This is a genomic window from Clostridium sp. ATCC 25772 (genome assembly GCF_001573875.1).
Taxonomy (GTDB): domain Bacteria; phylum Bacillota; class Clostridia; order Clostridiales; family Clostridiaceae; genus Clostridium_J; species Clostridium_J senegalense.
Genome location: NZ_LFRG01000007.1, coordinates 65,582 through 90,615 on the forward strand (window position 1 = coordinate 65,582; position 25,034 = coordinate 90,615).

General features: G+C 25.2%; 20 protein-coding genes, 1 pseudogene and 2 riboswitches. Of the genes and pseudogenes, 9 read left to right on the top strand and 12 right to left on the bottom strand.

Annotation, left to right across the window (positions count from 1 at the left end):
• Positions 1-195: 195 nt before the first annotated feature.
• The 4 genes from AZI32_RS03635 to AZI32_RS18275 all read right to left on the bottom strand — a co-directional run bounded on the left by AZI32_RS03635 (position 196) and on the right by AZI32_RS18275 (position 4,934).
• The gene (locus AZI32_RS03635) at positions 196-1,698 is read right to left on the bottom strand and encodes a cobyric acid synthase (protein ID WP_061994543.1); all 1,503 of its coding nucleotides are present in this window, start codon (positions 1,696-1,698) and stop codon (positions 196-198) included.
• A 213-nt stretch (positions 1,699-1,911) separates the two neighbouring features.
• A riboswitch (cobalamin riboswitch) is annotated at positions 1,912-2,097 on the bottom strand.
• Between the two features lie 403 nt (positions 2,098-2,500).
• Positions 2,501-3,046: a phosphodiesterase gene (yfcE, locus tag AZI32_RS03640; RefSeq protein WP_061994563.1), complete on the bottom strand. Its 546-nt coding sequence runs from the start codon at positions 3,044-3,046 to the stop codon at positions 2,501-2,503.
• A gap of 105 nt (positions 3,047-3,151) precedes the next feature.
• Positions 3,152-3,664, bottom strand: a complete 513-nt coding sequence (locus AZI32_RS03645) for a GNAT family N-acetyltransferase (protein ID WP_061994544.1) — start codon at positions 3,662-3,664, stop codon at positions 3,152-3,154.
• 271 nt (positions 3,665-3,935) lie between these two features.
• The gene (locus AZI32_RS18275) at positions 3,936-4,934 is read right to left on the bottom strand and encodes a hypothetical protein (RefSeq protein WP_061994545.1); all 999 of its coding nucleotides are present in this window, start codon (positions 4,932-4,934) and stop codon (positions 3,936-3,938) included.
• 242 nt (positions 4,935-5,176) lie between these two features.
• Positions 5,177-5,351: riboswitch (cobalamin riboswitch) on the top strand.
• Positions 5,352-5,586: 235 nt separating this feature from the next.
• On the opposite strand from AZI32_RS18275, the gene hemA reads away from it, so the two are divergent.
• From hemA to AZI32_RS03685, 7 genes are all read left to right on the top strand, one after another.
• Positions 5,587-6,810 (top strand): glutamyl-tRNA reductase, encoded by a 1,224-nt coding sequence (hemA, locus tag AZI32_RS03655; RefSeq protein WP_061994546.1) that lies wholly within the window; start codon positions 5,587-5,589, stop codon positions 6,808-6,810.
• A gap of 34 nt (positions 6,811-6,844) precedes the next feature.
• On the top strand, positions 6,845-8,128 hold the full coding sequence (gene hemL, locus AZI32_RS03660; RefSeq protein WP_061994547.1) for a glutamate-1-semialdehyde 2,1-aminomutase: 1,284 nt from the start codon (positions 6,845-6,847) through the stop codon (positions 8,126-8,128).
• A 251-nt stretch (positions 8,129-8,379) separates the two neighbouring features.
• The gene (locus tag AZI32_RS03665; RefSeq protein ID WP_061994548.1) at positions 8,380-9,099 is read left to right on the top strand and encodes an energy-coupling factor ABC transporter permease; all 720 of its coding nucleotides are present in this window, start codon (positions 8,380-8,382) and stop codon (positions 9,097-9,099) included.
• 1 nt (position 9,100) lies between these two features.
• Positions 9,101-9,382: an energy-coupling factor ABC transporter substrate-binding protein gene (locus tag AZI32_RS03670; protein ID WP_061994549.1), complete on the top strand. Its 282-nt coding sequence runs from the start codon at positions 9,101-9,103 to the stop codon at positions 9,380-9,382.
• Entirely contained in the window at positions 9,364-10,059 is a 696-nt protein-coding gene (locus AZI32_RS03675) for a CbiQ family ECF transporter T component (protein ID WP_061994550.1), read from the top strand. Before AZI32_RS03670 ends, AZI32_RS03675 begins: the two co-directional genes overlap by 19 nt.
• 219 nt (positions 10,060-10,278) lie before the next feature.
• The gene (locus AZI32_RS03680; RefSeq protein ID WP_061994551.1) at positions 10,279-10,737 is read left to right on the top strand and encodes a DUF2383 domain-containing protein; all 459 of its coding nucleotides are present in this window, start codon (positions 10,279-10,281) and stop codon (positions 10,735-10,737) included.
• Positions 10,738-11,081: 344 nt separating this feature from the next.
• Entirely contained in the window at positions 11,082-11,543 is a 462-nt protein-coding gene (locus AZI32_RS03685; RefSeq protein ID WP_010296496.1) for a CBS domain-containing protein, read from the top strand.
• A gap of 292 nt (positions 11,544-11,835) precedes the next feature.
• Here AZI32_RS03685 and AZI32_RS03690 read toward each other — a convergent pair whose 3' ends face one another.
• Complete coding sequence (locus AZI32_RS03690) at positions 11,836-12,792, bottom strand: L-lactate dehydrogenase (protein ID WP_061994552.1); 957 nt, start codon at positions 12,790-12,792, stop codon at positions 11,836-11,838.
• A gap of 376 nt (positions 12,793-13,168) precedes the next feature.
• Here AZI32_RS03690 and AZI32_RS03695 point away from each other — a divergent pair, with 376 nt between their 5' ends.
• A complete protein-coding gene (locus tag AZI32_RS03695; RefSeq protein WP_061994553.1) occupies positions 13,169-13,879 on the top strand; it encodes a FadR/GntR family transcriptional regulator in 711 nt (236 codons plus the stop codon).
• A 96-nt stretch (positions 13,880-13,975) separates the two neighbouring features.
• On the opposite strand, the gene AZI32_RS03700 is transcribed toward AZI32_RS03695, so the two are convergent.
• The 3 genes from AZI32_RS03700 to AZI32_RS03710 all read right to left on the bottom strand — a co-directional run bounded on the left by AZI32_RS03700 (position 13,976) and on the right by AZI32_RS03710 (position 17,301).
• Positions 13,976-16,012: a methyl-accepting chemotaxis protein gene (locus AZI32_RS03700; protein WP_061994554.1), complete on the bottom strand. Its 2,037-nt coding sequence runs from the start codon at positions 16,010-16,012 to the stop codon at positions 13,976-13,978.
• A 150-nt stretch (positions 16,013-16,162) separates the two neighbouring features.
• Entirely contained in the window at positions 16,163-16,519 is a 357-nt protein-coding gene (locus tag AZI32_RS03705; RefSeq protein WP_061994555.1) for a metalloregulator ArsR/SmtB family transcription factor, read from the bottom strand.
• Positions 16,520-16,851: 332 nt separating this feature from the next.
• The gene (locus AZI32_RS03710; RefSeq protein ID WP_061994556.1) at positions 16,852-17,301 is read right to left on the bottom strand and encodes a hypothetical protein; all 450 of its coding nucleotides are present in this window, start codon (positions 17,299-17,301) and stop codon (positions 16,852-16,854) included.
• 366 nt (positions 17,302-17,667) lie between these two features.
• Here AZI32_RS03710 and AZI32_RS03715 point away from each other — a divergent pair, with 366 nt between their 5' ends.
• A complete protein-coding gene (locus AZI32_RS03715; protein WP_061994557.1) occupies positions 17,668-18,576 on the top strand; it encodes a DMT family transporter in 909 nt (302 codons plus the stop codon).
• 50 nt (positions 18,577-18,626) lie between these two features.
• Here the strand turns inward: AZI32_RS03715 and pepF are convergent, their stop codons facing one another.
• The 4 genes and pseudogenes from pepF to AZI32_RS03735 form a co-directional block, all read right to left on the bottom strand.
• Positions 18,627-20,426: an oligoendopeptidase F gene (gene pepF / locus AZI32_RS03720; RefSeq protein ID WP_061994558.1), complete on the bottom strand. Its 1,800-nt coding sequence runs from the start codon at positions 20,424-20,426 to the stop codon at positions 18,627-18,629.
• 1,182 nt (positions 20,427-21,608) lie between these two features.
• A pseudogene (locus AZI32_RS18905) lies at positions 21,609-22,544 on the bottom strand (glycoside hydrolase family 25 protein); the annotation flags it as partial.
• A gap of 128 nt (positions 22,545-22,672) precedes the next feature.
• Complete coding sequence (locus AZI32_RS03730) at positions 22,673-23,101, bottom strand: hypothetical protein (protein WP_061994559.1); 429 nt, start codon at positions 23,099-23,101, stop codon at positions 22,673-22,675.
• A gap of 157 nt (positions 23,102-23,258) precedes the next feature.
• Positions 23,259-24,632 (bottom strand): DUF4163 domain-containing protein, encoded by a 1,374-nt coding sequence (locus AZI32_RS03735; RefSeq protein WP_061994560.1) that lies wholly within the window; start codon positions 24,630-24,632, stop codon positions 23,259-23,261.
• Positions 24,633-25,034: the final 402 nt, after the last annotated feature.

Below are 25,034 nucleotides of genomic sequence, written 5' to 3' on the forward strand. Positions count from 1 at the left end.
AATTAAGATTAACCCTTACAACTCATTTTTTGATGATTCTAAATGTTTTGTGTAATATCTATTTATATATTTAAAATTCATAACATACAAGTAATAATTTCTTAATTCTTAATTCCTAAGCACTGATTATTTTAATTTAAGAATACGTTTAAATGTCATATTCTTTAAGAACAGTTTAAAATGAGTAATCAGTTCCTATTTTTTTAAACCAACTATTTCGTATACTTTATCCATATCTAAAGAACTTCTTACTAAATCAGCTAGTCTATCAAGCTCTTTTTCTCTAAGATTTTCATATGGTTGTGCTTTTTTGCATTCTACGCCTTTTTTACTTCTTAATTCATTAATTATAACTTCTCTAAAATCTATATTATCAAATACTCCATGAAGATAAGTTCCTATTACAGTTCTTTCTTTATTAATAACGCCATCAATATGATCACATTTTTCACCATTTTCTTTTGTTATTCTAAATAATGGATCTGCATTTTCGCCTAATTCTGATACTCCCATATGAATTTCATATCCATAAACATTTATATCTTCTTTTGTTGTATTAAATAAATCTTTATTGATTACAGTTCCTTCTACCCTAGTAGTTACTTTTTTATTTTCAAAAACTGTTTCAATATCTAAAAGACCTAACCCTTCTGTTTCTAAATTATTACTTTCAACTTTATATGGATCTTTTATTTTTTTGCCTAGCATTTGGTATCCACCACATATACCTATAACATTTCCTTTTTTACTATATTCTTTTATTTTGTCAAATAATCCACTTGTTTTTAGAACATTTAAGTCCTCTATGGTATTTTTTGTACCTGGTATAATTAACAAATCAGGATTTTTAAATTCTTCTAAAGATGTTATATATCTAACGGAAACATCTTCTTCAATTTTAAGTGCATCTAAATCAGTAAAATTAGATACTCTTGGAAGTTTTATAACTGCTATATCTATTTTATCTGTAATATTTTTATTTAATTCTACTGCACCATCTTCATCTTCTAAAGCTAATGTAAAATGTGGAACAACCCCCAAGCATTGTTTTTTAGATATATCTTCAAGCATATCTATTCCTGGTTTTAATATATCTACGTCACCTCTAAATTTATTAATTACAGTTCCTTTAACTCTTTCTTTCTCATTATCTTCTAAAAGCATTAATGTTCCCACTAAAGATGCAAATACTCCACCTTTATCAATATCTCCAACTAAGATTACAGGAGCATCTACAAGTTCTGCCATTCCCATATTAACTATATCTCTGTCTCTTAAGTTAATCTCTGCTGGACTTCCTGCACCTTCCATAACAATTATGTCAAACTTTTTTTCTAATTCATCAAATTGATTTTTTAACATATCTCTAAATTTTAATTTAAGATTATGATATTCCATAGCAGAGCTATTTCCATAAACTTCACCATTAACAATTATTTGACACTTTTGATCACTAGTTGGTTTTAACAAAATAGGATTCATATATGCTTCTGGTTCTAATCCTGATGCATACGCTTGAAGTACTTGCGCTCTCCCCATTTCCTTTCCATCTAATGTTATGTACGAGTTTAAAGACATATTCTGTGCCTTGTAAGGACACACCTTATACCCATCTTGAGTAAATATCCTACAAAGTGCCGTAACTAAAATACTTTTTCCAACAGAAGACGCTGTTCCTTGTACCATTATTTTTGCCATCTTAAAAACACCCTTTCCAACTACAATTATTTCTAAAATCAAAATATAATATATAGTTTCAATTAATTGAAAAAACTATAATTTATAATTTAAATTTCATATTGAATTTTCTTAAAAATCACAAAATAAAAATAGATGCACCTGAAAGGGTGCATCTATTTGTTGTAAATAAACTATTTGAAATTTAAACAAAATAAATAGTCCTTTCCCTCCGAAAGCTTTTTAAAATTAGGCAGGTCTCCTGGCTCATGAATCATCCTTCTCTTTGCCTTCCCCTCTTATTTTTAAAAAAGTGGCAATTTTAAAGAGTTGTCATCAATTACAGTAGCGGGGGCTGCTGTGGAATTTAACCACATTCCCTTTTCACTTATTCTAAGCACCTAACTTGTTCTATATTCTTTTTAAATTAAATTACTTGTAAATTTTTTATCAGTTATTTTCGACTTATTTCAATTATGATTATAAAATTAAACAAACTCTATGTCAAGTTTTATCAAAAATTAATGAACTTTGGTATATTTCATTAATTTTAGAAATATATCAAGATTCAATATATCAACAATGAAATTATTAGCAATTTTAAATATAATCTATAAAATTAACTTCTTAATTTATGCATTTAAAATTCTAATATAAAAAAGTTGTATAATATTAAAACTCAACTTTAATTTGAAAATATATTATAGAGTAAATCTTTATACAGTTTACAAATAAGTTATAATTTAATTAAATAATTCAATTTAAAAAGTTGTTTTTAAAAAGAAAGTAATCCATTTAAAAACAACTTTATCATTATAATTATTTATATAATTTTTAGTTCTTTTATTATATCTCCATTTAATTTTTTTATATAAAAAATACCCTTATCTAAAATCCCATAACTATTAGGACTATCTTTTTTCGGATATGCTACTGAACCTGGATTCAATATATATATACCATTTTCTTTCTTTGCTACTGGTACATGGGTATGTCCATATACTAACACATCACCATTACATATATTAGGATGTTTTTCTTCATCATAAATATGTCCATGGGTTAAGAAAAATCTTTTATTATCACATAAAATGGTGCTATAATCCATCATACAGGGATATTCAAGCAACATTTGATCCACATCTGCATCACAATTTCCTCTTACACTTATTATTCTATTGCTATAATTATTAAGTAGCTTTGCAACTTCTTTAGGATTGTATTCCTCTGGCAATGGATTTCTTGGTCCGTGGTATAAAACATCTCCTAATATTATTATATAATCAGCATTTTCTTTTATAAAAGCATCAATTGCTAATTTACAATATTTAAGAGATCCATGAATATCAGATATAAAAAATAACTTCATAAACATTTTGTTTAGCACCCTAGTTATAACTATAAAACTACATTTACTAAACAAAACACCTCACTTTCTTTAGTTTATTACCTCTTTATTATAATAGCTACTACTTTATTGCTCCACCATTTTATTAAAATTTTCTTTTGTCATTCTAAATAATACTTCTTTTCCCTTTTCTTCAAGCACTTCAAATTTCCACGTTTTAAGAGCTTCTATTCCATTTTCATTAGCAACGGTGTCAAAAATAACTTCCCCACCATAACTATTAAAATAATATTCTAATAATAGCATAACTGCCTCATTGCCATAATTATTCCCTCTATATTTATTTTCAACTTTAACATTTAAATCAGCAGTTTTAGTATTTCTATCATATCCATGAAAACTCACTTCCCCAATAGGTGTGTTTTCCATATTATATATTAAACAATAAAAATTCTTTCCGTTTCCAGGGTCAACCATTCTTTTGTACCAATTCTCCCATTTATATTCACTATAATGAATTGCGCCTCCCACATCTCTCATTGTATCTTCATCGCTCCAAAGCTTTTTTATATAATCAATTTCTTCAAAGTCAGGCTTTCTTATATAAACTAAATTGCCTCTTTTTACAAATTTATCCATAAGAATGTCCCCCTTAATTATTTTTTTAAAGTATGTATATCTAAATACTTTATATATACTTTTTCAAATTATATTTACATAACCTACATCATAAAAGAATATACTTTCTCTTTTACATATGAAAAACTCATCATATTAATAAATATTATACTTTTGTACATTATAACTTATTTATATATTATCAAACTTTTCATTTTAACGCTAATATTTTAAATTTTTTTAATTTTAAATGTCAAAAAATAAAAGGGCTTTCGCCCTTTTCAAAAAATCATTATTTTGTTTCACTTTCTTTTATAAAATCATCTAATTTTTTTTCTTCTTTATCTTTTATAAGTAAAGCGATAACTTCTTTTATAACTTCATCTTTTTCTTCTTCTGTGTTCTCATTATTAATTTGAACTTTTTCTATATACAATTCATATTCCCATATATTTTCATTTTTTTCATCTTTTTCTATAATTTTGTAAAAATCTTTTTCTTTATATTTCACTTCTTCTATAATTATATTTTTCTCGTCTTTAATCCAATTTAATTTTTTTATTTTTTCTAAAGATTCACTGATTTCTTTTCTATTTTTTAAATACTCACTTTTATTTTTTTCAATATTTTCTTTTTCCTTTAATAAATCAGAATCCTCTTTATTTAGTAAAAAACCTTTTTCTAGTTCAACTATAGCATTTTCTATATCACCTAAAGATAATAATTCATTACATTTCTTTAATGACCATTCTTTAGATTTGGCACTCATTTTTTCAGCCATAGTTTGAGCTTCATTATACTGTTTATAATTTGAAGTTACTTTTTCAAACTCCTCTTTTGCTTTTACAAAGTCTTTTTTATCATAAGCTTCCAATCCATTTTTATAATGATTATAGTCCTCAACATAAAATTGCATTTTAGTATACTCTTCTTTGACTTTTTCTGACTTTTCAGAATAAAATTCAAAATAGCTTAACTCTTTAGTGGCATCATCAATATGACTATTTTCAATAGAATCATTTTCTAAATTATATTTAAATGCATCTAATTGATCTAATATGTATACATCAACCTTCTCCTTATGAGATTGTTTTTTTATATCAATATAAATCCCATGTGCACTTTCTTCATTTCTTTCTGTAAAATATTTCTTAAAATCGTTAAAGTTTTTTATAAATTCCTTCTCATTATAATAGATTTGTCCTATAAATATAATTGCAATAATTAATAATATTGTTAAAGCAATAGACGTTTTTGATTGCTTTTTTAGCTTTTCCTTAAAAAAATCCATATATATCCTCCTATTTAATACATATATTAACATTTTATATCCTTTTACTATCAAATTAATCCTATATTATTATAATGATATATTATTCAATTGTAAAATTAGCTAATTTTACAATTTATCTTAATAGTCTTTATTTTTTAATTATACATGTTTTTTTCTTGATTTGTCGTAATTTTGTATTTTTTTTAATTATAATCTTTCAAAATTGTTTTTATTGTGTTATAATTTGCTTGTACAATTTTAAATTTAATACTTTTTATGGTACTTTTAATAGTTTAATAGGGAAAGTGGTGTAAACCCACTACAGCCCCCGCTACTGTAACGGAGACGAATTTTAACCACTGAAGCTTTGCTTTGGGAAGGTAAAAGGAGATTGACCCGTAAGTCAGGAGACCTGCCGTAAATCTAACCACAAACCTTCGGGCGGAAGGAAAGTGTTGTTTATATAAAATATTTATGTATTTTTTGATTATAAACTCACTTTTGTGAGTTTTTTTATTGCCTATATTTAGGTAAATATATAAAACTTTAGTGCAATATAATAATAATTAATATATTTACACATTTACTTTATTCATAAGTATATAATACTAAAGTATTGTTATTTTAAAACTTAAATATTTTGTTCTTGTAATTAGGAGATGGTTTATACATGGTTAGATTAATAGGGTTAAATAAAGATGTAACTTTAGATGTTCGTAGTAGATTTAGTATTAATTCTTCAGATTTAGAGAGTAACTTACTAAATCTTAAAAGTTTTCTTGATGAAGTTATTATAATTTCTACTTGTAATAGAACAGAAGTATATTTTTCTTCTCAAGAAAGTAATAATGATTTATTAGTTGAGAAAATCTTCATAACTTTAAATTGGGATATTAATGATATAAAATATACTTTTATTTCTACAGGGGAAAATGCTGTAAGACATATCATGGAATTATGTTGTGGATTTCATTCTAAAATATTAGGAGAAGACCAAATATTAGGTCAAGTTAAAGATGGATATTTTAAATCTTTAGAGCTTAATGTTATAAAAGGTCCACTTGAAAGACTATTTATTAATGCAATTGGATGTGGAAAAGAATTTAAAACAGAAACTATGCTTTACAAAATTCCTGTTTCTTCTTCTTCTATTGCAATAAAAGAAGCTATAAATAAGCAAAAACGTATCTTTATGATTATAGGTTTTGGTGATGTAGGTAAATTATGTTTTAAAAACTTACTTGTCAATGATAATAATTTTGATAGATTATATATAGCTTGTAGGGACATAGAAAAAGTTAAGAATGATGATTTAATTAAAAATTCTAATGATAAAGTTGAGATAATTCATGTAAACGATAAAAATAAATATTTACATAAAATTGACGTACTTATAAGTTGCACTTCGTCAAAGAATTTTATAATTAAAAAAAATGATGTTGAGGACATAAAAAATCTTTTAATTTTTGACTTAGCTGTACCTAGAGATGTTTGTAATTCTATAGATAATTTACTTAATATAACTGTTTATGATATAGATGAAATTCATACTATAGATGCTGAAAATAAAAAATTAAGAAAAACTTTAATGGAAGAACATTATTACATAGTAAAAAAATACATGTATGAGTATTTAGAATGGGTTAAGCTTAGATCCCTATCCCCTCATATTATGAAAATGATTAAAAAAAGCAACATAATATATAGCACCAGGTTTAAAACATATACTCAAAAAAAATTTACAAAAGATAATGATAAGTTAGTGGAAACTCTTATCAAAAGCACTAGTAATGCATACGTTAATAGAGCTATTGAAGTTTTAAAAGAAGAAACTTTAAATGGTAAAGGCAAAGAAGCATTATCAATTATTGAAAAGATTTTTTGCGATATTTAATAAACATTGCATATAACTTAAGGAGGTTTTATTTATGAATTTAGAAAAAAGTAATCAAATTTTTAAAGAATCAGAAAAGTACATACCTGGCGGTGTAAATAGCCCTGTTAGAGCATTAAAAGATATGGGAATTACCCCTCCAGTAATTAAAAGTGGTAATGGTGCAACAATAACTGATGAAGATGGAAATACATATATTGATTTTATTGGTGCTTGGGGACCTATGATTCTTGGTCATAACGATGAAGATATAGTTAATTCTATAAAAACATGTTGTAGTGAATCTATAGCTTTTGGTGCACCAACTAATTTAGAATTAAAGCTTGCAAAACATCTATGCGAAACACTAGACAATATAGATTTAATAAGAATGGTCAATTCTGGAACAGAGTCTACTATGAGTGCTGTTAAGTTAGCACGTGGTTATACTGGAAAAAATAAAATTATAAAATTTGCTGGATGTTACCACGGTCATTTTGATGGGTTCCTTGTAAGTGCCGGTTCTGGTGTTATGACTGAAGGTATACCTGGAAGTGCAGGAGTTCCTCAAGAAAGTATAAAAAATACATTAATAGCTAATTACAATAGCATTGAAAGTATAACAGAAATTTTTAAAAAGTATGGACATGATATAGCTGGTGTCATTATAGAACCTGTTGCTGGAAATATGGGTGTCATAAAAGCATCTAATGAGTTTATGAAAAAACTTGAAAGTCTTTGTAGAGAATATGGTGCACTTTTAATTTTTGATGAAGTTATGTGTGGATTCAGAGTTGCATATAAAGGTGCACAAACATTATTTGATGTAACTCCTGATATAGTTTGCTATGCAAAAATAATGGGTGGTGGACTTCCATGTGGTGCTTATGGTGGAAAAAGAGAGATAATGGAAAAGCTATCACCAGTAGGTCCTGTTTATCAAGCTGGAACCATGTCTGGAAATCCAGTAGTTATGGCAGCAGGTCTTTCAGCGGTAACAAAACTTTATAATCATCCTGAATACTATACACATCTTGAAAGACTAGGATCAAAATTAGAAAATGGTATGCTTAAAATTGCAAAAGAGAAAGGTATACCTATGACAATAAATAGATGTGGTGCAATGATGACTATATTCTTTACTGATATAGCTCAAGTAACTAATTATGATGATGCCAAAACTTGTGATACTAAATTATTTTCAAAACTTTATCTTCATTTGTTAAAAAACGGAATATATATTGCTCCATCTCAATTTGAAGCTTTATTCTTATCTGTAAAACATACGGATGAGCATATTGATAAATTCTTAGATGTATTTAAGAATTTTGAATTTTAAAAGTAATATTTAACTAATGTTTATTTTTAGTAGGGAACTATTAGGTTATTTTTAACTTAAAGTCCATTCCCTCGTAGTTACCCTACTTTTTTTATATACATATATTTGTACTTAAAATAATTTGAGAATGATTTTTAATATCATATCTTAAAATTAAATTTTTTTAATTTTTCAAATCAACAAAATTAATTTTAAAAGTTTATTATTAAAAATATTATAAAATTTATTATTAAAATATGGAGGGATTTTTTATGAGAAAAAAACATACTTTACTTTTAGCACTATTTTTATGCTTATTTATACCATATACCGCTTCTGCAATGCATATAGCTGAAGGATTTTTAAGCCCTGGTTGGTGCATTACTTATTTTGTACTTTGTATACCTTTTGTTATTATAGGTATAAAACAAATCAAAACTAAGACAAGCACTAACAAAGATTTAAAAATGCTTTTAGCTTTAGTTGCAGCCTTTTGCTTTGTTATATCAGCACTAAAATTACCATCTGTTTCAGGTAGTAGTTCACATGCTACAGGAACTGCTTTAGGTGCACTTATTTTTGGACCATTTGCTATGAGCGTTGTTGGATCTCTAGTTCTTTTATTTCAAGCGCTTTTACTTGCTCATGGTGGACTAACAACTCTAGGAGCTAATGTTTTTTCAATGGGTATAGTAGGACCATTTGTTTCATTCTTTATATACAAAATTTTTAAAAATTCAAATAAAAAAGTTGCTATATTTTTAGCCGCATTTTTAGGTGATTTATCAACTTATTTAATAACATCTATACAAATGGCTCTTGCTCATTCTGGCAGCGGAAGTGTAATAGCTGCATTTGGAAAATTCTTTGCAATATTTGCAGTGACTCAAATTCCACTTGCTATTGTTGAAGGAATATTTACTGTTATAATATTTGAGTTTATTGAAAAACACTCAAAAGAGGAATTACATACATTGGAGGAAATGATATAAGATGAAAAAGAAAAATATTATTATCTTAATAATTTTAAGTGCATTTCTTATAATTGCACCACTAGCTTATTATGGTTCTACAAGTGAATTTGTAGGTGGAGATGATCAAATGGAAGAAGTTATAGCTGAAATTGATGGTAATTATGAACCTTGGTTTAGCCATATCTGGGAACCACCATCTGGAGAAATAGAAACACTATTATTCTGTTTACAAGCAGCTATAGGAGCAGGTTTTATTGGCTATTATGTAGGTAGAAAGACTCAATGCTCAAAACAATCATAGCTTATTCAAAAATAAGCAAAGAAAGTCATAGGCATCCCTTGGAAAAGTTATGCCTATGCATTTTTCCTATGATTATTCTGGGATTTGTACATAAACCTCTTCCACTTATATTAAACATATTTATTTTTTTAATTCTTCACATAAAAGCTAATAATCCTAAAGACATAGTATTAAAATTCAATATAGGTATATTATCCTTTTCCCTATTATCTTCAATAACATTGTTATTTGTCTATAATTTTAATTACATACTTGTAATTATTTTAAAAGGTGTTTCTGGTGGTATGTGCATATCTTATTTAACACTTACAACACCACTTGATCATATACTTTCATTAGTATCCAAAATAACTCCATTACAAGATATTTGCGATATAGCTAAATCAATGGAACTTTACATATTATTAATTAACGATGAAGCCTCAAATATATACAATGCAATGAGTTGTAGACATGGCTTTCATAGCTTTAAAAGTAAAATTAAAAACATGTCTAAACTAGCAGGACTTTTATTTTTAAATACACTTAAACGCTGGCCAGAAATCCAAGATGGATTATACAATCGTTGTTATTCAGGACGTCATTATTATGCTCAATGTACATCTAAATTATCTTATAAGTTTATGTTTATGATGTTTATGTATAATAGCATATTATTGGCTTTATGTTTTATCTAATGTAATATAGGGAAGCAAAACTTAAATAAATTATTTTGATTTTATTTAAGCTTTGCTTTTTTATTTATATTCTTTCATAATAATATTAAATTTTCTATCTATCATTTTGAATCTAATTATGATTTTTTATGTATTATTGTCATAGATTTTTATTTTTTGCAAATGATATACATATATAATAAAAATTTTATTACATATGTTATATTAAGGAGTGATTTCATGAACACTAGAAATAATAATGATTTTGTCAATGAATTAAATGATTTTTTAAAAGGATTATATATGGGTATTGATTCCTTTGATAGTTATATTAAAAAAGCAGAAAATTTAGACGTAAAACATGCTTTTTTAAACATACAAAATGATTATAAAACCCAAGCCCAATGGTTTAGTAATAAAATACAAAGTATTGGTGGAACACCTTCATACTCTGTTGGCATTATTGGTAAAGCTTCTGAACTATTTAATGAATTTAAAAACGAAATTACAATTCATTCAACACAAGATCTTTTAGAAGAAGTATATAATGCTTGTAATATTGGATATACAATGACTGAAAAACATTTTAATGAATGTAATTCTCTTGATAAAGATACTATAAATAAAATCAATTCCATGCTCATAGACTATAAGAACCATCTTGACATTATAAAATCATTATCTACTGGAAACTATTAATTTAATTATACATTTACATAAATACAATCAAAACATATGAAAGAATATTGTATGGTTTTCATACAATATTCCTTCATATGTTATTCATATGTTCCTATATTTTATGTTAACTATTTAAATTAACTATTTTGTAACAAAAATGCCATTTAAATTGGTATAATATATTATATAGGGAAGATTTTAAAATTGTATTTTTTAATACATAACTTATTTTAAGGACAAGTTTAATACTTAAATGATTATTTATAAATATAGTAAAAATCTCTATTTATAAATAATTATTTAAATTAGGCATAAATAAAACTATAAATTTATTTTTAATGCCTTAATTGGAGGATGATTACATGAATATTGCTTTTTTCCTTACTCCTAAAAGTCAAGTAGTACATGAAAAAGTTACTGCTTCGATGAGAAGAGCCATGGAGCGAATGGAATATCATAGATATACTGCAATTCCTTTAGTTGATGAAAAAGGCAGATATGTTGGCACCTTAACTGAAGGGGATATTCTTTGGAAATTAAAAAATGATACTGATATTAATTTGAAAAATAGCGAAAAGGTTTTAATAAAAGAAATTCCTAGACATGTTCAAAATAAAGCTGTTTCAATAAACTCTAATATAGAAAATTTAATTTTAACAGCAAAATCTCAGAACTTTGTGCCTGTAGTTGATGATTCAAACATTTTTATAGGTATAATAAAAAGAAGTGATATAATATCTTATTGTTATGAACGTATTTTTAACGAAAATAAATATAAAACTTCACCACATTATCAAATTTTAGAAAATGTAGCAAATAATTAAATAGCTATGGCTTTAGCCTAGCTATTTTCTCTGTTTTTTAGTAATTTTAATTTTTAAACTTAAAACTTAAAATAGTGAGACATACTCCCAAACACTTCAAATTTAACTTGGAACTATATAAGTTAAGAGGTAATCTAAAATTTGACTACCTCTCATTATTGTTATAAGTTAATAATTTAATATAACAAAACCCAAATTGAAAATAATAGTAAAAAACTTTGTTATTAATCAAATTTTTAATTAATTATAATTAGACTTTTTAAGAAAATTTTCAACTAATTAATATTTATTTTTATAATCCTGAAGCATTATTTAAAGTTTCTTTTAAAGTTTCTGCAGATTTAACTAGACTATCCGCTTCTAATTCACTTAAATCCATATTTAATACTTTTTCAACACCTGTCCCACCTACTACACATGGTAATCCCAAATAAACATCTTTAATTCCATAGTAGTTTTCTACTAAAGTTGAAACTGGTAGTATAGTCTTTTCATCTCCTAATATAGCTTTTACAATACGTGTTACTGCTAAAGCCACAGCATAGAAAGTAGCACCTTTTCTATTAATAACTTCATAAGCTGCATTTTTAACATTCTCATAAACTTCTTCTTTGAATTTATCATTATATTCAAAATTTTCTTTATCGGCATATTCATCAATTTTGATATTTTGAATATTAGTTATATTCCAAGTAGCTATCTCTGAGTCACCATGTTCGCCTATGACATAAGTGTTCACATTTCTTGGATCTATATTATACCTTTTACCTATTTCATACTTAAGTCTTGATGTATCTAAAACTGTACCTGATCCTATAACTCTTTCTTTAGGAAATCCAGATAGCTTATAAGTCAAATAACTTAATATATCTACTGGATTTGAAACTATTAATAGGATAGCATCTTTATTATATTTTACTACCTCTGGAATTATTGATTTAAATATATTAATATTTTTATTTACCAATTGCAGTCTTGTTTCACCTGGCTTTTGTGCCGCTCCAGCTGTAATTACAACAATATCTGAGTCTTTTGTATCTTTATACTCTCCACTTATTATATTTACAGGTTTTACAAAATCTGCTCCATGTGATAAATCCATAGCTTCGCCTTCTGTTTTTGCTTTGTTAACATCTACTAATACTAATTCCGTAGCAACTCCTAATAACATTAATGAATATGCAGTAGTTGCCCCCACTGCACCTGACCCTATAATTGATATTTTAGTAGAATTTCTTTTTTTTATCATTTTTAAACTACCTCCTAAAGATTTAAAATTAATATAAATTAATTCTAGTAAACAATCAAAATGTGGCTTAATGGTCTATTGGTTTATTGGTATTACCAGTAAGTTTATAATCATATTACCATATAATTTCATTAATCTCAATAATAGTTAATTAATTAACAGTTTTTAAAAACACTTAAATTTATTTATCTACATAATTCTTACATATTCCCTATACTTGACATAATTTTGGAGCTTAGTGTATAATTTTAGTGAAAGTAATTATTATTTTGCCAATAATATAAAAAATTTATATTATTGGCAAAATAATAATTTTGATTAAAAAAGAAAAACTTATATGTAAGTTTTTCTTTTATATTTGAAGGGATGAATAATTATGTTTAGTCCTATAAAAAATACAAGAGTCTATGAAAAAGTTATAGAACAAATCAAAGAGATGATTATTACAGGTACTTTTAAAAAAGGAGATAAACTTCCTTCTGAAAGAGAAATGGCAGAAAGTCTACAAGTTAGTAGAACTTCTATAAGAGAAGCCCTTAGAGAATTAGAAATTATGGGACTTATAGAGTCAAGACAAGGGGAAGGAAACTTTATAAAAAATAGCTTTGAAAACACCTTGTTAAAACCTTTATCTACTATATTTTTATTAAAAGAAAGTAATTCTGATGAAATATTAGAGCTTAGGAACATTATTGAAAGAGGATCCGTTGTATTAGCTGCTGAAAGAATAACTGATGAAGAATTGGCAGAAATGGAACTTCTTTTTGATGAATCTCTAAAGTCTGATTTAAAAGATACACTGGTAGATATAGATATAGACTTTCATTATAAGATAGCTCAAGCTTCTAAAAACTTTCTTATACTAAGTATATTAAATGCTATATCATTTTTAATTGAAGCTTTTATCAAAGACATAAGAAGAAATGTGATAACAAAAGAAGAAAATATTAATATGCTTATTCAGCAACATAGAGCTATTTTATCAGCATTAAAAAATCATGATCCAGTAGCTGCTGAAAAAGCTATGTTAGATCATTTACAATATGTTAATACTCAAATGAAAAAAGAAATAGAAATTATTCCTTAAAGTACTATATATTATAGTGCTTTTTTTATATTTTAAACTATAAAATTTTAAATAAAGAAATAGCCTAAATTAAGGCTATTTCTTTATTTTATTTATTTATATTTTGAATTTATTTAATATTTCTTCCAATTCACATGATATTTCTTTTAGTTTATTAGATGCTTTTAATACATCTTTTAATCTATTTTTTTGTTCTTCACTAGATGCATTTACCTCTTCTGTAGATGCCGCTGATTCTTGTGAAACAGCTGATATATCTTGAAGTTTATCAATAAATGAATCCTTTGCACCATTTACTTTTACCATTGTATTACTACTTGTTTCAATCTTCTCCTTTAACATATCTATAGATTTATTAATTTTTTCAAAATTTTCAAATGTATTTTCAACTTTTTTAGATGTCTTTAATATAATTTCCTTTGAAAAACTAATTTCTTCACTTACTAAATTTATATCACTTATATTAGATTTTATAACTTCTTCAATTTCATCAGCTGATAAACTTGACTGTTCTGCAAGTTTTCTTACTTCATCTGCAACTACTGCAAATCCTTTGCCAGCTTCACCAGCTCTAGCTGCCTCTATACTAGCATTTAATGCTAACAAGTTGGTTTGACTAGTTATTGCTTTTATAGTATCTAAAATCATAGTTATCTTCTTTGAATTTGCTTCTAAAGTTTTTGAAGTTTTAACTACATTCATTATTGATTTATTATTTTCTTCATACATATCCTTAAGTTCTTGCACTGCATTCTTACCATCACTAGTAGAACGTTCAGCATCATCACATTGTAAAAATATCTCATTTGTGCATTTAGATATATAATCCACAGATTCCCCTAATTCTAAAGATATATTAACTCCTTCTTCTAGCATAGATGATTGATTAATAGCACCCTCTGATACCTGTCTGATTGCTGTAGTAATATCATCGTTAGATATATCCGCTGTATCTACAACCTCATTAAGTTTTAAGGCCGTACTAGATAAATACGTTGTTATATCTGAAGTCTTTTTTAATATAGCTGTAATATCTTCTATCATTAGATTCACAGAATCTCCAATTTGGAAAAATTCTTCTGTCTTTATAGTTTCCACTTCTATACGTTTACTAAAGTCCCCTTCTTTACATTTTAAAACTACTGATTTTACCTTTTTGATAGTTTTTTCAAATGACCTAGCAAATAAAGTAATTATTACTATTGCCACTATAAAGTTTATTATAATAATTAATATAGAAGCTATACTTGCCTTAATTAAATTATTATTTATTTCATCAATAGATACAAATCCATAAGTTGAATAACCAAGTTCAGGCATTATATGGGTCTTTAACATATATTTTTTGTTATTAACTAAAAGTTGTAAATCCTTTTCCCCAGCATTTAAATTTTTTGCCCATTGCTCTTCATTTAAAGACTTTCCTAAAAATTCTTCCTTGCTACTTGCTATAACATCATTACTATCATGAACTACTAAGGTAAACCCCTCATTACCAATCTTAGACTTAGATACTAATTCAGACAACGTTTTTAATTCTATATCACAAGCTAAAACCCCTAAAAATTTTCCTTTTTCATCTATAACCTTTTTAGATAAAGTTATTATTTTACTATTAGTAGCCGCATCATCGTATGGCTTAGAAACTATAACTGCTGTAGATTTTTCAGCTTCTATATACCAAGGTCTTTCTTTATGATTAAAATTTCCACTTGGTGGCTTGGGATAGGCTACATATTTTCCGTCTTCACCACCAAAAAATACTGTTAACATATCCTCATTATTTCCCAATATATTTTTAAAACAATCATTTATTTTATCTAACTCATTATTTTCTATAGTTGCAATTAAGTTTTTATCTCCAGAAAAAATATTTATAAGTTCAATATTTTTCAAATTCAAGTTTTCTATTTCCTTAGATATTTGCATAGTTGTATTAGCTGCACTTTCCATATAAATATTTTTTGTATCTTTATAAGTGTTTATTATACTATTGCATCCTAAAATTATAATAGGAATTATAGATGTTAATACAACCATTGTAATTAGCCCTGTTTTTAGACTTAATCTCCTTATTCTTTTATCTTTTTTAGATTTATTTATACTATTCTTTTGTTTTTTAGATATTCTCATAAAATCAACCCCTTAATAACCCTTTCTATTAGTTATCGAAATTAACAAAAATTTCTTTAATACTTTTTATTACATATATATTAAAATAAGGTATTTTAAAATAAATTTAATTTATTTAAAAATACCTTATTTTTTATTTAATTAACATTTCTATTCCTTAACATGTAATAATGCTTTATCAAATATATATTTAACATGATCATCATCTAGGGAATAATAAACTACTTTTCCATCTTTTCTAAATTTTACAAGCCTAGCAGACTTAAGAACCCTTAGTTGATGTGATATTGCTGATTGTGACATTTGCAGTGTTTCTGCAATATCACATACACACATTTCCTTTTGGAATAGTACATAAATTATTTTTATACGTGTCATATCCCCAAAAGCTTTAAAAAGTTCAGATAAACTATTTAATATTTCTTCCGATGGTATATTTTCTTTTACATCTTTAACTATATCCTTATGTACTTGTGTACACTTACAAAACTCCAAATTTTTCTCCATATCGTCACTCCCTATTTGCCTATAATTTACTCTAGACACATAATATAATCGTTGAATTTATATTAATCCTATCTTTTTTATGAATCATCTTCATTTATTATAGTATTTATTCTATTAAATCACAAAATGAACTTTTAAAATAAATTTATTATATAAACTAACCTTTTATCTATTATACCATAAAGATTATATTGCAAAATTCATTTAATATTATTTCCAATATTCTTCATTATCAAACAAAAAAAACTTTGTATTATATTTGCTTAACAAAACAAACATATACAAAGCATAAAGTTTATATATTGATTATATATAATTTATTAAATTATAACCTATCTAGGTAATTGTATGTTCTTTATTTCTTGAATATTTATATGAAAATATTCATCCCCTGTATATAGTGGCTTTATTTGAGATACTACATATTCATCTCTAAATAATGTTAATATTTTTTCACTATTTTCCTTTTCTTTTGGAGTAATTATAAAAAAATCCTGTGATACTAACATATTTTCTTCTTCTACTAGCGCAACACAAAGTTCATTTTCTCTAAAATTTTGTTTTAATGAAATTATTATATCTCCTTTATTAGCAATAATTACATCATCATCAATGTCTTCACTAGTAATTTCTCCATTATTAACTATCTTTTGCATTTTGCAATCCACACAATCTGGATTAACAAGCTTATACTTTTTAATATTTTTGTTTATTAAGTTTTTTTTATATGGACTTACTTCTGCTATTTGATAAAGATAACATGTTTCACTATTAATCTCCATTACAATCCCCCTAAGGTAAAATTTTGTATTATACTATATATTATATAAGAGTATTCCTAAATATTTAATATGTTTTTCAAAATTCTTTATAAATTTTTAATAATTATTTTTTTAAATCCTATTACTTTTCAACTGCATTTGTAAATTTTCTTTTAAGATAATGAATTTTTAAAGGATAATTTGAACTTTCATATAATAATTATATTATATATGTTTTATTTCTTAATTCTATAGGAAAATAATCTCTCATTTAAGTTTATTCAATAACTTTTAAAAGTCAACTTGGAACACTATATAAAACTACCAATTAAATTTTATATAATTTGAATCATTACACTAATTACTATTTTAAAAGGATGTGACCAAATGAAAAATATTAAAAACAAAAGCTTAATTTCTGATTTATCTCTTTTTCTAGTTGCAATAATCTGGGGTGGTGGATTCATAGCCGTTAAAGATTCCGTAACATTAATTCCACCTTTTTATCAAATGGCTGTACGATTTTCCTTATCAACAATATTGATGGCAATAATATTTTTTAAATATATTAAAAATATAAAAAAATCAGATCTCAAAATGGGATTTATAATTGGGTTCTTTTTATTTTTAGGCTTTGCATTCCAAACTGTAGGTATTGTTTATACAACAGCTAGTAAAAGTGCCTTTTTAACCGCAACTTATGTTGTATTAGTCCCATTTTTCAATTGGTTTATATTTAAAGATAAACCTGATAAATATTCTATAATTGGAGCTATTTTATGTTTAATAGGAATTGCACTTTTAACTCTTCAAAGTTCTACTTCTATTAATATGGGTGATTTACTAACTTTGCTTTGTGGTATAGGTTTTGCAGGCCAAATAATAACTACAGGTATTTACACTAAAAAGAGTGATCCTATTATTCTTACTATAATACAATTTGCTACTGCAGCAATATTATCTTTTATAGCTGCATTTCTTTTAGAAACACCTCCTAATATTTTAAATAAAGCTCTAGTACCATCTATATTATATCTAGTATTTTTTAGTACTATGCTATGCTTTATTATTCAAAATATTGCTCAAAAATACACTAGTTCAACTCACGCAGCAATAATTTTGTCTTTGGAAAGTGTATTTGGTTCATTATTATCTATAATAATATTTAAAGACAATTTTACTATTACTATGTTTTTAGGATGCATATTTATATTTATGTCAATATTAACTACTGAAACTAAATTAAGTTTTATTAAAAAAAGCAGCACTAATAAATGTAGTTTATCAGAAGACTAGTATTATAAAAAATTAATCCATTAGGAAAATACCTAATGGATTAATTTTTATTAAATCTCTTTTTCTAACATATCTAGTAATTCATTAAATCTATCTATAGTATCCTGTAATGGTTTTGGTGTTGTCATATCAACACCTGCTTTTTTCAGTATATTTATAGGATAATCACTGCAACCTGATTTCAAGAAATTCTTATACTTTTCTATATCATTATTTTCTCCATTTAATATTATATTATAAAATGAATTAGCCGCTGCAAAACCTGTAACATATTGATATACATAAAAATCACTATAGAAATGAGGAATTCTAGCCCATTCCATGTCTATTTCTTCATCAATAATCATATCTTTCCCAAAATACTTTTTATTTAAATTATGATAAATTCCACATAAATCTTCTGTAGATAAACTTTCACCATTTTCCATCTTTTCATGAGTTGTAAGTTCAAATTCTGCAAACATTGTTTGTCTAAACACTGTAGTTCTTATGCTTTCTAATTGTTCATTCATTAAATATAAACGTTTATTTTTATCAGTTTCATTTTTCATTAAATAATCCATAAATAAACATTCATTAGTTATAGAAGCTACCTCTGCACAAAATAAAACATAGTCGGCATATATATATGGTTGATTTTTTCTTGAATAGTAAGAATGAATTGAGTGCCCCATCTCATGTGCAAGTGTTGATGCATCATTAACTTGATTGGTATAATTTAAAAGTACATAAGGCATACTTGTATAACTTCCACTTGAGTATGCTCCTCCTCTTTTTCCTTTGTTTTCATAAACATCTACCCATCCATCATTTATACCACTCTTAAATATTTCTAAATACTCATCTCCTAATGGTTTTAATGCTTTTAAGCATAGATCTATTGCACTTTCATATGGTATATCAAATTTAGGTGCGTCTATATTAGGAACATATAAATCATACATATGAATATCATCTAATTTTAATAATCTTTTCTTTATGTTAACGTATCTATGCAGTGATGGTAAATTTTCATTTACTGTATTAACTACATTATGATATACTTCTAATGGAATTTTATTTGGCTTTAAAGAACTTTCTAATGAAGAATTATATTTTCTTGTCTTTGAATTGAATATAAAATTCTTATGTGCTGCTGTATAAGTAGATGCAAATGTATTTTTAAACTTTCCATAAGTTCGAAACAATACTTTAAATGCACTCTCTCTAACTTTTCTATTTTTACTTCTTATAAATACTGAATAGTTGCCTTCTGTAAGCTCTACTTCTTTATCATCTTCGTCTATTATCTTAGGGAAAGTCATATCTGCATTACTTAGCATACTAAATGTATTATACGGCGCATCTAAACAGTTGCTTACAGAAGCTAGTATCCTCTCTTCCTCTTCACTTAAAACATGTGGCTTTTCTTCTAATATATCCTTTAGATACTTTTCATATAATTTCAATCCACTTTCATCTGATATAATTTCATTTATTTCATCTTCTGAAAAACTTAATATTTCTGGTATAAAAAACGAATTCATACTAGCAAACTCAGAATAATATGTTTTTATCTTATCTAATATAACTTGATATTTAGGATTTGCTTGATTTTCATCATTTCTTAAATGAGCATATACATATAAATTTTCCATAAGCATTGATGCATCCATATAGCTGTTTAAATAATTTAGCAATTCTTTACTATTTTTCAATTTCCCTTTATAATTCAGAAGTTTAGGACAAATTTCCTTTGCTTTTTTAAAATCCATTTCCCACAATTCATCATTTGCATACATTTTTGATACATTCCACTTATATTTTTCAGGTATTTCTTCTCTTGTTTTCACTTTATTTATATTATCCATATTTCTCCTCCATTTTTACATTTTAATATATCTACACATATATTGTGTAATTCTTTAGATATTTATATGTTTTACATAAATCTTTATTCTATATAAACATTTAGAATCCTTCATAATAAAAATAGTATATTTCTTTTATGATAAAAGCTTTTTAATTACTTAAAAAAAGTAGTCCTAATAATAAATTATTAGAGCTACCTTTTTTATTATAATATTTAATATATTAATTTTCTATATTTATCTGTGGTTTTTATGCTTCTTTTTATTATGTTTGTCTTTGCTCTTATTCTTGCTTTTAGTTTTTACTCTGCTCTTATCACTACTAGTGTCTTCATACCAATATTTATATTGTGAATCCTCAACTTCATTAATATTCTTCTTCATAGTTCTATTCTTTTCTTTATTAGTTAACCATTTATAATCATATAAATCGTCATATTCTTCATAGACATTTTTTCTTCTTGGCAGATCATCACATTCATTTTTAATTTTATAACTGCATTCTTTTGCATACTCTTTATCTAATTCTTGATGAACCTTATTATAATCTGATTTAGAATCTAAATTTCTATATTCTTTATCATCATAGTGTCCGTCAAATTTATAATTTTCTTTATAATTACTATAAAATTCTTTATCATCCTTGTAATCATATTTATTTGCATATTCTTCATCTAGTTCCCATTGTAATTTATTATAATCTGTAGTTAAATTGCTCAGGTCTTTCTCAGGACAATATTCACTAAGATTATGCTTATCTTCAATATCTTCATTATAAATATGATTTTTATAACTATATTCATTGTCTAAATTTCGTTGTATTTGACTATAATCTGGTGCTGAATTATCATAACTTTCATACTCACTTGAATCATTCATATTACTTTTTTCTATATTTAAATCATCTACCATGTTATTTTCATCCAAATTATATTTAAAAAGCACCTCATCCTCGTCACCACGGCTCATTGTACTTTCATATTCATATGGATGACTTATTTTTACTGGATAATAATATAAATCATCATCTTCATCATAATACACCATAGTATTTTCCTTTATCCTAGGACTAAAGTATCCTGGTTTTTGACTACTGCTATATTTTCCTATACTATAATCTTTATTTTGTAATATGTTATGATTGAAGCTATTTAAATTCTCTAAATCTTCCCTTGTATTTGATACTATAACTTTAGCTCTACTTGGTGAAAAATCTCCACCTAAATCAAATGCTTCTATAGAAACTTCATATTTAGCATTTGGATTAAATGGTTTATCTAATTTTATATTAAATTCTACAGAATCTCTCCCAACTGTAGCCACATATTCAGAATTTAAAAATAAATTATAACCATTTAAATCTTTATCTGTATTTCTACTCCATGTAACATATATATTATTTTTTCCGGCATATGCTTTTAAATTCTTTACAACCCTAGGTTGAGTTAAATAATCTAAATGTTTAGGTCCATAGTTTAAATCTACTGGTGGGTTTATACCTTTCATATTTCCATTTTCCGTGAATTGCCATATTGTCCATCTAGTCCATCCGCCTTGATCTTTAGGATATAATGGATTACCAGGTATTTCTGGATACATAGCTATCCAAAGGGGCATATCTGCTAATATATAACCTTTTTTAGAATGATTGAAATTATTATAAAGATCTATAAAAAAAGCTCCAGTATATAACATAAGCACCCTTCTAGTCTTCTTTTCAAAACGCTTTCTAAATCTATCTACCCAGTCTAACAGAGCATCTGTAGATATAGATTTATCTATTGGTGTTTCAATATCAATTACAGGAAATAATTCTCCGTATTTTCCATCACCATAAGCTTGTTGTAGTAATTTAATGAAATCATCACATTGAGAATCTGCAGTAGTTAAATCATAGGATGGTACAGCATAATGATACCCTCCACTTAAAATCCCAACAGATTTAAGCCCATTAACATACTCTATAAACTTTTTATCAACTCTAAATCTACCTGTACCAGAACCAGAGGCCCTAGCATATACATACGGTGTTTGTGTTGCTAAAAGTTTATAATCAATATTGCCTCTATATTCATTTATATCTGGACCTATTATATTTTCTGGACTTTTATTTTGCATAAATTCCTCCATAAAATAGTAATTCTCTTATATAATATTATTATATGGTATATTTTGTTACATATGAGTTAAAATAAAAGCCTAATTAATTTATAAAATAAAATTTCAATCTACGTTTTCATATAAATTTATGCTTCTAAATATGCTTTTACTTTTAATAAATGATTATAATCTTCGTCTTTTATAATTTCAAATATTTGCTCTGCTAATTCTTCATGAAAACTTTCTAAATGAACATTTTCAACGTATTTTATCTCAGTAGCATTTTCCTTTTCTATGAAATTATATCTATAGCTTATTTTTGCTCCATTTTTTTTATTTAATATTGAGAAATATTGATTTTTCTCAATATCCATAACCATTAATTCTAAATCTATTTTATTTTTATTATTTAATAATGCAAATTTAACTTTTAATCCTTCTTTAAGATTTGTATAATCTTTTCTTTCATCTAAAATATAATCCCAAATTACACTTAAAAACTTTAAATTTGAAAAAATATTGAAAACTTCATCAATACTTTTATTTATAAGTATAGAATTATAAAATTTGTACATTTGTTCATCCCCTCAATTTTAATTTATTTTGAATACATTAAACTTTTTCATTATTATATCATAAATTACTTTTTTTGGTAATAAAATATATATTTATTTATTAAAATTATATATTTTACAAATACAAAAAGTGAATTCTTTTGAATTCACTTTTTATTTAGCCTTTAAAAATTTCATTAACATTATCACCAAATTTATTTAAAGGAATATAAAATTTTACATTTCCAAAATCTTTATCTAATATATCGCCAGCATTAAACATTATAACTAAATTTCCTCTATAAATAAAATACTGTTGATTTTTATTTATAGTTGTAAATTTATAATCATATTTGTAATCTGATGTAGATTTTATATTTTTAATTTGTGAATCTATAATTGAATTTATTTCTTCTACATAATTAAAATTTTTCTTAAAAACACTTTCTAAGTTATAATTTTGTCCAGAGTTCAAATCAAAGTTATATCCTCTATCATAAAGTATACTATTAAGTGTTGTTCCATCATTTGCTGAATAAGTTATATCTAAACTTATAATATTGTCATTTAAAAAATAATCTATACTAGATACAGATAGACCTATCTTTTTATCTTTTCCACCTAATTTAATAGCTTCATTTTTAAAATCATCTATATCTCTTTCTATTATAGTATTAATTTTTTTCTCAATTATAGGATTCGGTAGATTTATTATTTCTGGATAATATATATATTCATTATAATTCACATTATCTTTTATAATTTTATCTTTTTTTATCATTATATTATCGGCCTTTACACTAAAATCTGATTTTAATCCATATTTAAATATATTGTATGGTATTTTAAAGTCTCTTATCCCTGCTACATATGGAGCTATATCGTATAAATCATAAAATACAACTATTCCCTCGCTTGTTAAATAAAAATTTTGATCAATGGGTATACCATTTAAAGATGATATTATATTATCATAATACATTTCTGGATGAGTATTTATTTCCTTTTTTATTTCATCAAGTATTATCTTTTTATAATCTTCTTTTTTATCAAAGAAATTTTTCAGATAAGCTATTTTGCCTGTATTTGTATCAAAAACATATGGTTTTTTTATTGTCATACCATGTGCTCCACCAGTATAATAATATATTGTATTTACGATGCTTAATATATTATTTTTATCATAAGTTACCTCAAATTCAGAATCAAAAGAATACTTCCTAAAATCTCCATTCCCAGGGAACTCCTTATAAGTCTTTTCTCCATCCTTCTCTATTTCATCTTTTAATGCCAGTATATCCTTAGCCATTATATTATTCATAATCTTGTCAGTAATTTTATTATTAGTTGTTATTTTTGGTAATTTTATATTTACATCAATAAATTCATTACTATATTTTATATCTTCACTTTCTACGATGCTATTATATTTATTTGCATTTACTAGTCTAGGAGGGTTAACTTCCACATTTGAAGGTTTATTTGAAGACAAAGCTGTTGCATTAAAATTTAATAAAATACATATTATAATTCCTATTGTTATGCTTTTCATAGAATCACCCCTTAATATATTCAGTGTAACTTAACGTTAATCTATTTATGTTGCTATTTTTACAGCTTTTAACATAATAAAAGTTAAATTTTTATAATTAATTTTTAATTTTTTATAAATCCTTAATTCTATTATTTCCAATAATACTTTCAATACTCTAAAGCTTTATAATTAATTAAATGAAATTTATAGTATTTTATAAATAATTAGTTAAATTTAAATTACATTTTTAAATTTTAAATTAAAATATCAAATATATTTTCAAATTTTTTTAAACTTTATTTAAGTTTTATTTTAAACTTAATATAGGGTTCCAAGCATGTGCGTAAAGCTAAGCCATATTTTTCATGTTTTTCATAACTTTTTTAGTTATAAAAACAAATAAAAAAGCCACTCCTAATA